Origin of the sequence: Streptomyces sp. NPDC005955 (assembly GCF_042871255.1) — a bacterium.
GTDB lineage: Bacteria > Actinomycetota > Actinomycetes > Streptomycetales > Streptomycetaceae > Streptomyces.
Genome location: NZ_JBIAIF010000006.1, coordinates 427290 through 433414 on the forward strand (window position 1 = coordinate 427290; position 6125 = coordinate 433414).

7 protein-coding genes are annotated in these 6125 nt (G+C 71.5%); 5 read left to right on the forward strand and 2 right to left on the reverse strand.

What is annotated here, in order from left to right:
• The first annotated feature begins 57 nt into the window (after positions 1-57).
• Both ACFYOU_RS18345 and ACFYOU_RS18350 read left to right on the forward strand, forming a co-directional pair.
• Complete coding sequence (locus ACFYOU_RS18345) at positions 58-990, forward strand: ATP-binding cassette domain-containing protein (RefSeq protein ID WP_391306805.1); 933 nt, start codon at positions 58-60, stop codon at positions 988-990.
• On the forward strand, positions 987-1808 hold the full coding sequence (locus tag ACFYOU_RS18350) for an ABC transporter permease (protein ID WP_391306806.1): 822 nt from the start codon (positions 987-989) through the stop codon (positions 1806-1808). Before ACFYOU_RS18345 ends, ACFYOU_RS18350 begins: the two co-directional genes overlap by 4 nt.
• Before the next feature lie 55 nt (positions 1809-1863).
• Here ACFYOU_RS18350 and ACFYOU_RS18355 read toward each other — a convergent pair whose 3' ends face one another.
• The gene (locus ACFYOU_RS18355) at positions 1864-3276 is read right to left on the reverse strand and encodes a glutamate decarboxylase (protein ID WP_391306807.1); all 1413 of its coding nucleotides are present in this window, start codon (positions 3274-3276) and stop codon (positions 1864-1866) included.
• A gap of 150 nt (positions 3277-3426) precedes the next feature.
• Between ACFYOU_RS18355 and ACFYOU_RS18360 the strand changes: the two genes are divergently transcribed.
• Positions 3427-4185: a TipAS antibiotic-recognition domain-containing protein gene (locus ACFYOU_RS18360; RefSeq protein ID WP_391306808.1), complete on the forward strand. Its 759-nt coding sequence runs from the start codon at positions 3427-3429 to the stop codon at positions 4183-4185.
• Between the two features lie 150 nt (positions 4186-4335).
• Entirely contained in the window at positions 4336-4584 is a 249-nt protein-coding gene (locus tag ACFYOU_RS18365; protein ID WP_385484170.1) for a hypothetical protein, read from the forward strand.
• Positions 4585-4638: 54 nt separating this feature from the next.
• Here the strand turns inward: ACFYOU_RS18365 and ACFYOU_RS18370 are convergent, their stop codons facing one another.
• Positions 4639-5004 carry a YbjQ family protein gene (locus ACFYOU_RS18370; RefSeq protein WP_387005170.1) on the reverse strand — a complete coding sequence of 122 codons (366 nt, stop codon included), beginning with the start codon at positions 5002-5004 and terminating at the stop codon, positions 4639-4641.
• 210 nt (positions 5005-5214) lie between these two features.
• On the opposite strand from ACFYOU_RS18370, the gene ACFYOU_RS18375 reads away from it, so the two are divergent.
• On the forward strand, positions 5215-5886 hold the full coding sequence (locus tag ACFYOU_RS18375; RefSeq protein ID WP_391306810.1) for a VTT domain-containing protein: 672 nt from the start codon (positions 5215-5217) through the stop codon (positions 5884-5886).
• Positions 5887-6125 lie beyond the last annotated feature (239 nt).

The following is a 6125-nucleotide window of genomic DNA, read 5'->3' on the forward strand; positions in this document are numbered from 1 at the left end:
CGCGGGCAGTACCTTCATCGATCGACGAAGTAGTCAAGCTTGATTAGTGGGGGTCCGGTGAGTCATGACGCGATCGTGGTCCAGGGGGCGCAGAAGGAGTACGGCGCGAAACGGGCGCTGAGCGGGATCGACCTGACGGTGGCCCGGGGCACCGTGCACGCCGTCCTCGGGCCCAACGGCGCGGGCAAGAGCACCCTGGTGCGCATCCTCGCCACCCTGCTCCGACCCGATGCGGGCCGCGTCACGGTGGCCGGGCACGACGTGCGGACCGAGGCCGACGCCGTCCGCCGCAGGATCGGACTGCTCGGCCAACACGCCGCCCTGGACGAAGAGTTGAGCGGCCGGCAGAACCTGGAGATGTTCGGCCGGCTGTACCGCCTGGGCGCCCGGGGAGCGCGCGCACGGTCCGGGGAACTCCTGACCAGGTTCGGGCTCACGGACACCGGCGGCAAACCCGTCAAGCAGTACAGCGGCGGCATGCGGCGCCGGCTCGACCTCGCCGCCAGCCTGATCACCGACCCCGAGGTCCTCTTCCTGGACGAGCCCACCACCGGTCTCGACCCGCGGGGCCGCGCCGAGGTGTGGGACTCGGTGCGCGCCCTGGTCGGTGGCGGGACCACCGTCCTGCTCACCACCCAGTACCTGGAGGAGGCCGACCAACTCGCCGACCACGTCTCGGTGGTGGACGGCGGCCGGGTGATCGCCGACGGCACGGCCGACGCGCTGAAGGCACACGCCGGCGGCGACCGGCTCGACGTCGTCGTACGGGACGGCACCCGACTCGACGCCGTGGCACGGCTGCTGCCGGACGGGGCCACGGTCGACCCGGACCGCCGGCTGGTCAGCGTGCCCGTGACCGACCGGATGGCCGCGCTCACCGCGGCCGTCCGCGCACTGGAACGGTCCGGCATCGAGGCGGAGGACGTCGCGATCCGCCGGCCCACCCTCGACGAGGTCTTCCTGCACCTCACGAAGGGGGTGACGGCATGAGCCGCCAGGGGACGGGCATCGCCCCGGCACTGACCGACTGCTGGACCATGACCCGACGCGAACTGGCGCACTGGGCCCGACGACCGGTCCAGGTCGTGGTGGGGCTGCTGTTCCCGGTGATGCTGCTGTTGATGTTCGGCTATCTGGTCGGCGGCGGCCGCGCGGTGGAGGGCGACTACCTCACCTACCTGCTGCCCGGGATGCTGGTGCTCTCCATGACGTTCGGCCTGGAGTCGACCATGGTCGCGGTCACCCAGGACCTCAACAAGGGCGTGATCGACCGCTTCCGCTCGATGCCGATGGCGAACGGCGCGGTCCTGGTGGGACGGGCGGTCGCCGACATGCTCCAGTCCCTCGCCGCGCTCACCGTCATGCTCGCGGTCGGCCTCGCCGTGGGCTGGCGGGCGCACGGCACCTTCGCGGGCTTCCTGGGCGCGCTCGGGCTGCTGCTCCTGCTCCGGTTCGCGATGCTGTGGCTCGGCATCCACCTCGCGATGGTCGCGGGGCGCCCGGAACTGGTGCAGACGGTGCAGGTGCTCGTCTGGCCGTTCGGGTTCCTGTCCAACGCGTTCGCGACGCCCGGGGCCATGCCGTCCTGGCTGGGCGCGGTGGTCGAGTGGAACCCGATGTCGGCGACCGCGACCGCGGTGCGGGACCTGTTCGGCGCCGCCGGCGGCCCGGCGGGCTCGGACGCGGGGGCAGGATCGACGGGTTGGGCGGCCGAACACGCACCGCTCCTGGCCGTGCTCTGGCCGCTGGCCCTGCTCGCGGTGTTCTTCCCGCTGGCGGTCCGCAGGTTCGGGGCGCTCAGCAGGTAGCCGGGGCCGCGACGGCCGTTCCCCCACCGCACCGGTCCGGCCCGGTGGGCCCGGCTCAGTGGTGGAAGCCCGTCGCGGCGGCCCGGTCCTTCACCGCCGGGCCGTCCTGCTGCCGCAGCTCCGGCAGCAACCGCTCCAGGTCCGCCATGAAGAGCGCCGCCAGGTCCGCCGAGAACCCGTTGCGGCACACCACGCGCAGCACCGCCAGGTCCTCCCGGTGGGCGGGGAAGGTGTACGCGGGCACCAGCCACCCCCCTTCCCGCAGCCGTCGCGACACGTCGAACACGTCGAACGCCCGCACCTCGTCGGCCGTGGTGAACGCGAACACCGGCAGTTGGTCGCCCCGGGTCAGCAACCGGAAGTCACCGAGGGCCTCGATCCGTTCCGCGAGCCCCCGGGCCACGTCCCGCGTCGACTGCTGCACCGCCCGGAAGCCGCTGAAGCCCAGCCGCAGGAAGGTGTAGTACTGCGCCACCACCTGGGCGCCCGGTCGGGAGAAGTTCAGCGCGAACGTCGGCATGTCCCCGCCCAGGTAGTTCACCCGGAAGACCAACTCCTCGGGCAGCTCGGCGGGCGAGCGCCACAGCGCCCAGCCCACCCCCGGGTACACCAGCCCGTACTTGTGCCCGGACGTGTTGATCGAGGCGACCCGCGGCAGCCGGAAGTCCCACACCAGCTCCGGATCGAGGAAGGGCGCGACCATCGCCCCGGAGGCCCCGTCGACATGCACCGGAACGTCGAGACCGGTGCGCTCCTTGAGCTCGTCCAGCGCCGCGCACACCTCGGCCACCGGCTCGTAGGAGCCGTCGAAGGTCGAGCCCAGCACGGTCACCACCCCGATGGTGTTCTCGTCGCACAGGGCGGCCGCGGCGGCCGGATCGAGGTGGAAGCGGTCGCCCTCCATGGGGACCTGGCGGGCCTCCACCTCCCAGAAGGTGCAGAACTTCTCCCAGCACACCTGCACGTTGACGCCCATCACCAGATTGGGACGCGCCTGCGGGGACGGGTAGCGGGCGGCGTTGCGCAGGGCCCAGCGCCGCTTCAGCGCCATCCCCGCCAGCATGCACGCCTCGCTGGAACCGGTGGTCGAGCAGCCGACGGCGGTGCCCGGATCGGGGGCGTTCCACAGGTCGGCCAACATCACCACGCACCGCCGCTCCAGCTCGGCGGTCCGCGGGTACTCGTCCTTGTCGATCATGTTCTTGTCGCGGCACTCGGCCATCAACACCCCGGCCTGCGGTTCCATCCAGGTGGTGACGAAGGTCGCCAGGTTCAGCCGCGCGTTGCCGTCGAGCATCAGCTCGTCGTGCACCAGCTGGTAGGCGGCCGTCGGGGACAGCGGACCGTCCGGCAACCGGTGCGCGGGCGGTGCGTCGAGCATGTCGCCCAGCGGGTTCGCGTCACCGTAGAAGGGGTTCACCGACAGGCTGCGCCCGGCGGACTGATCGGCACCTCGGTGCAGCGACACGGTCGCCTCCGGTGGGTGTGGGGAGCCGTGGGCGTGGGGGCCGTCCCACGGGGGCCGCGCGCCGGGGCCCACGCACCACCGTAGGACCGGCTTGCACCTCACGCGACGTGAGGAGGCACCGTGGGGGACGTCACGAGGAAGGGCAGGGTCATGAGCTACTCCGTGGGGCGGGTCGCCGGGTTCGCCGGGGTCACGGTGCGCACGCTGCACCACTACGACGAGATCGGGCTGCTCCCGCCGAGCGAGCGCAGCCCCGCGGGGCACCGCCGCTACGGCGAGGCCGATCTCGACCGGCTCCAGCAGATCCTCTTCTACCGGGAACTCGGGTTCCCGCTGGAGGAGGTCGCCGTCCTGCTGGACGACCCGGACGCGGACCCGCGCGAGCACCTGCGGCGCCAGCACGGCCTGCTCACCGCCCGCATCGAACGACTGCGGCTCATGGCGGCCGCGGTGGAGACTGCAATGGAGGCACGGAGCATGGGCATCGACCTGACACCGGAAGAGAAGTTCGAGGTGTTCGGGGACTTCGATCCGGACGCCCACGAGGAGGAGGTCCAAGAACGCTGGGGCGGCACCGAAGCGCACCGCGAGTCGCGGCGCAGGACCAGCGCGTACACCAAGGACGACTGGGCGCGGGTCGGCCGCGAGTTCACCGCGATCCACCGCCGGATGGGCGACCTGCTGGCCCAGGGCGTCGCGGCCGACTCGCCGGCCGCGATGGACGTCGCCGAGGACCACCGCCGGTTCATCTCGGACACGTCGTACGCCTGCGGCTACGAGATGCACGTGGCACTCGGCGAGATGTACGTGGCCGACGAGCGGTTCACCGCCACGTACGAGGCGATCGAACCGGGGCTCGCCGGCTATCTGCGGGACGCGATGCTGGCGAACGCCGCCCGGCACGTGTGAGCCGTTCGGCGCGCCCCGCCACCCGGGGGGCGCGCCGAACGAACGGGAACGTGCGCTTCCCGTTGTCCCGGGGCGTGCGCGGCGGGATGCTTCACGCAACCCGCCGGCGCAATGGCCCCGGCGGGCACGGGTGAAGAAGGAGTGTGCACCGTGTCCTTGCGCAGAACGCTCTCCACCGCCGCGGTCGCCGTGTCCCTGGCGACCGCCGGATTGCTCACCGCCCCCACCGCGCACGCCGCGCCCCCGCCGGGCGCCACCGGTTGGGTCACCTTCGGCCCGCACACGTCGTACGCGCACTGCGTGCAGATCGGCACCTACCTGTCCTCGCCGCAGATGCAGCTCATCGACCGGTGGCGGTGCGACTCCTTCGCGCCCTACCAGCTGTGGGTCTGGAAGTAGTCACGGTCCGCGCCCCGGACCGCCGCCCGGCGGCACCACGGTGCCGCCGGGCGGTCACAGCGGGGTGATCACGCAGGCCGTGCCGTACGCGCACACCTCGGTGCCGACGTCAGCGGCCTCCGTCACGTCGAAGCGGAACATCAGGACCGCGTTGGCGCCCCGGGCGCGGGCCTGCTCGATCAGCCGCTCCATCGCCTGGTTGCGGGTCTCCACCAGGGTCTTGGTGAGGCCCTTCAGCTCGCCGCCGATCATGGACTTCAGCCCCGCGCCGATCTGACTGCCCAGGTGCCGCGAGCGCACGGTGAGGCCGAAGACCTCGCCGATCACCCGGTCCACCCGGTGGCCCGGCACGTCGTTCGTCGTGACGACGAGGACGTCCGACTGGGGGTTCAGTCCGCCCCCGTACTCATCGATGCCCACGCTCACTCCCTGTCGTCGTGCCGACCCATGTGGCTGGTGTGGCTGATGTGCATGGTGTTGTTTTTCATCCTCCCTGCCCAGCTTTGCCCGGCTCGCCGGCGGGTGCATCCTGGGGGCTCCGACAACGGTGCGTGACGGTCGGGCGTTGGTAGCTTGGGCCCGCACCGTGCCCTCCCGTTGCCCTCCCTCACCCCTCAGGAGCCCACCACCGTGACGACGCTTGCGCTCGGCCCGAGCTGGCTGGACCCGAACTTCCTGCTCAACGAGTTCGGGATCTACGGCCTGCTGATCATCGTCTTCGCCGAGTCCGGCCTCTTCTTCGGCTTCTTCCTGCCGGGGGACTCCCTGCTGTTCACGACCGGCCTCCTGGTGACCACCGGGACGCTCACCATGGACCTGTGGCTGATCTGCACCCTGATCTGCATCGCGGCGATCGCGGGCGACCAGGTGGGCTACCTCTTCGGCAAGAAGGTGGGCCCCGCGCTCTTCAACCGGCCGGACTCCCGCTTCTTCAAGCAGGAGAACGTGCTCAAGGCGCACGAGTTCTTCGAGAAGCACGGTCCGAAGTCGCTGGTGCTGGCCCGGTTCGTGCCCATCGTGCGGACGTTCACGCCGATCATCGCGGGCGTCAGCGGGATGCGGTACCGCTCGTTCATCACCTTCAACGTCATCGGCGGTGTCCTGTGGGGCGCGGGGGTCACGCTCCTCGGGGCGTGGCTCGGCAAGCGGGGGTGGGTCCGTGACCACATCGAACTGATGCTCATCGGGATCGTCCTGCTGTCGGTCGTCCCGATCGTCGTCGAGTTCCTCCGCACCCGCAGGAAGCGTGGGTCTGCGGTTCCCGTGGCGACCCCAGACCCCGACAAAACCGCTGACCGCTAGCGGTACCCCTCGGGTGCGTTCCGCTGCGCGTGCGCGGCTCCGTGCGGGTGCGTCGTGGCCGTTCGCGCAGTTCCCCGCGCCCCTTGGGTGCGTCCCACTCGGCGTGCGCGGTGCCTGTGCGGTGCGCTGGGCGGTTGCGCAGTTCCCCGCGCCCCTGACGGGGCGCCTTCCGATGCCGTCGGGCCACAGGCGTGCCCCGATAGGGGCGCGGGGAACTGCGCGAACCCACAGCGCACCCG

Bases quoted from the DNA above. Each gene is read 5' to 3' on its own strand.
- ACFYOU_RS18350 (WP_391306806.1), top strand. From the start codon at position 987: ATGAGCCGCCAGGGGACGGGCATCGCCCCGGCACTGACCGACTGCTGG.
- ACFYOU_RS18360 (WP_391306808.1), top strand. From the start codon at position 3,427: ATGAGCTACTCCGTGGGGCGGGTCGCCGGGTTCGCCGGGGTCACGGTG.